Source organism: Methanomethylovorans sp. (genome assembly GCF_041305605.1).
GTDB lineage: Archaea > Halobacteriota > Methanosarcinia > Methanosarcinales > Methanosarcinaceae > Methanomethylovorans.
In genome coordinates, this window is sequence record NZ_JBFYLB010000152.1 from 1 (window position 1) to 2,808 (window position 2,808).

3 protein-coding genes are annotated in these 2,808 nt (G+C 41.3%); 1 reads left to right on the top strand and 2 read right to left on the bottom strand.

All coding sequences use genetic code 11. The features are described from left to right. The first annotated feature begins 287 nt into the window (after nucleotides 1-287). Nucleotides 288-1,004 (top strand): RNA ligase partner protein, encoded by a 717-nt coding sequence (locus ACCM36_RS09580; protein WP_370573534.1) that lies wholly within the window; start codon nucleotides 288-290, stop codon nucleotides 1,002-1,004. 97 nt (nucleotides 1,005-1,101) lie between these two features. On the opposite strand, the gene ACCM36_RS09585 is transcribed toward ACCM36_RS09580, so the two are convergent. Both ACCM36_RS09585 and ACCM36_RS09590 read right to left on the bottom strand, forming a co-directional pair. Continuing rightward, nucleotides 1,102-2,316, bottom strand: a complete 1,215-nt coding sequence (locus ACCM36_RS09585; RefSeq protein WP_370573535.1) for a hypothetical protein — start codon at nucleotides 2,314-2,316, stop codon at nucleotides 1,102-1,104. A gap of 194 nt (nucleotides 2,317-2,510) precedes the next feature. After that, a partial coding sequence (locus tag ACCM36_RS09590) for a UbiA family prenyltransferase (protein WP_370573536.1) occupies nucleotides 2,511-2,808 on the bottom strand: 298 nt, incomplete at its 5' end.

Here is a 2,808-nt window from a genome sequence, read left to right on the forward strand (position 1 = left end):
CAGAAAAGGAACTTGTGTTCCTTCTGGTTGAGAATGGTTTTGAGATAGAGTTCTTCAGGAACGAAGAGTTTACGACAAGAACAGGTAACAGGGTGAATGGGTTCGTGGTCGTGGGGAGGAAGGGCAAGATGATTTAATGAAAATCATGGGGATTATATCAACCAGCATACTATCTAATCTCTTTTTTTTCTTTGTAATCCTTTAAATCTTCCTCTGCCACAAATCCTTTAATCCCAGCACACCCCTTAATATAATAGCAAGTTCCAATTAAATGCTCAGGGAGTTCCATGTTAAGACAACGTTTTGTTCTGGATACCACAGCCCTTACTGACATGCAGGCAAGGGAGTCCATGGGAATAGATAAACTGTGTGAAGGCATGAAGAGTATGCTGGAGCTGATAGCAAGTGCACGGCTTAAGCTTGGCATCAGTTGCTATGTGCCTTTCCCTTCAGTATATAATGAACTGCACGAATTCGCTAAGAACAATGCGTGTGAAGCGGATGTTATAGCCAAGATAGATACATGGCTTGTGAAAAAAGCTCCCGACAGATATAATGTAATGATCAATTCCCGCATCTTCCACGAATATGTTTCCTATATGCGGGAACGCATCAACAAAGGCATGGTAGTTGCAGAAGAGGCCATCTGGGAAGGTTCTACCAAATGTCTTTTTCTCACTACAAAAGCAGAGAACACGCAGCAGATAGAGTTCGAAATAGAAAAAGGTGTTATCGGCTCAATAATCGGGAAGTTCAGGAACAAGTACCGTTCAGCGCTGAGGTATGGAATTCTTGACAGTGCTCCTGACATCGATGTTCTCATACTTGCCAAGGAACTGGATGCAGCAGTGGTTGCAAGTGATTTCGGCATACAGAAATGGGCTGAAGAGCTGGGAGTGCGGTTCGTGCCTGCACACACATTCCCCATGATATTGCAGGAATACCTGGCACATGCCGGAGATGCCAATCATCAGATAAAGGATATTATCCAGGACAATCCTTAGTAGTCGCTGAGACTATTATAGAACAGATCTTTTCAAAAAACGTAATGATACTGCCAGCCATTGATCTCAGCTGCTATAGGGCTGGCAGTATCATGATTTACTCAGTTGGCTTGATGTTGATATTGTATTCAAAACTTTCTGCACCGTAAGGCATTACGGACAAAGTCCAATTGCCAGGGGAAACCTGCACAGTGTATGTATCTGCATATTGCTTTGAATCTTCCCGGTATTCACTATCATCTTCCGGGTTCGTATAGGCATAAGGGTCGCCGCCTATGGCCACAGAACCTCCGCACACATTGTTTATCAGCGTATTTTTAGCTTCATTGCCGCTTGGGTCAATGATCTTCACTTCAAATGAAGGGTCTGCGAAATCGCTTATAGAATAGTACTCATATCTCGTTGTTTTCAGTTCAATAGTAGCAGTGCCATTAATATTGACTTTGAATGGTATCTCGTAAGGCTTCTCTGGTTGCACAGGCACATGGAAGTTAACATATATCTGGTCACTATCTTCATAAATGCTGGGGTCATCTATGTTAAGATCAATATTCCCGTAGAAATCACCTTTTGCATCTTCAGGAACAGATAATTTCACATTTACCGTAGCACTCTCCCCGGGCTGTATGCTTGAAGGAGACGTGATCTCTATGGAATCTTTATCAAAAGCCTGCTCAGACGTGTATCCTCCATAGAAATCCATGGATTCTGCCATCTTCGGGTTGATCGAGATCTCAGAAGTTCCTGTGTTTTTCAATATCATCTTATAATCGTACTTTTTGCCAGCTTCGACCCAGTCATATATGTACGAAGTACTGATCTGGATATCCGGGATGTCCCACACATCTACGATCAACGCCATACTGTTGGAACTGTTTTGTTCGCTGTTGAAAACAAGCATGCAATCGTAACTGCCCACTTCAATTCCTTGCGGAATAGCTATAGTGACATTAAAGGTTGCCTCTTTTCCGGCTTCAATAACAGCTGAAGATGGGTCAATTGATATCCAGCTTTCATCGATAGGATATTCCGAATAGCCGGGATTGTAAACAGAAACACTCAGTGTTTCAGTAGTGTTACCGTTATTGCTTGCAATTACTTCAAAGCTTTCACTGTCCCCTGTCTTTAACTGGAGGTTAGTGTAATATGGATCAAGTGTTACACTCTCTGATCCTGCAACATTTTCTGCGGTACCTATTAATGTACCATCAAATGGAGAGATAAGTTCTCCATATGCCATAGCTGTGGCTCCCATTAAAAAGATAAGGATTGCAGCTAGCATCCCATATACAATCAACTGTTGTCTTCTCATTCATTTCACCAAATTAAAATTTCAATGTATTTAATAGGTTTACACATATTAAAAAGTTATGAATATGCTTAATTGATTTTGAATGCATTGAAGGTACTATCTTGTACTATATATTCATAGACTCAGCTAAGAGAGTCATGTAAACTCTATGATTTCCTGAAATCATCGAAATTACAAAATTATCTGTTTACGTATCATGTTCCCACTAAGAAAGCTATCAAAGCCCCAAACATTGCCATTTTGAAGAGTTTTGATGACTTGGCAGGATCCTTTTCCTTTAATATAGCAGCAACGGCTGCAAAAAAAAGTATGTCAGCTATAAGGACAACTGCCAGATAATGCACAGTTAACAGGGATTGCAGATAAGGCAGAGGACTAGCGAGCACAGCTACAAAACCAATTGCAGAAGCCATATAAGATGCTTTTTCAGGTCCGATACTGATGGCCAGAGTGCTTGCTCCATCCCGTTTATCCCCTTCTATATCCTCAATA

Excerpts from the sequence above, each read along its gene's own strand:
- ACCM36_RS09580 (WP_370573534.1), top strand. The coding sequence starts at position 288 with ATGTTAAGACAACGTTTTGTTCTGGATACCACAGCCCTTACTGACATG.
- ACCM36_RS09585 (WP_370573535.1), bottom strand. The coding sequence starts at position 2,316 with ATGAGAAGACAACAGTTGATTGTATATGGGATGCTAGCTGCAATCCTT.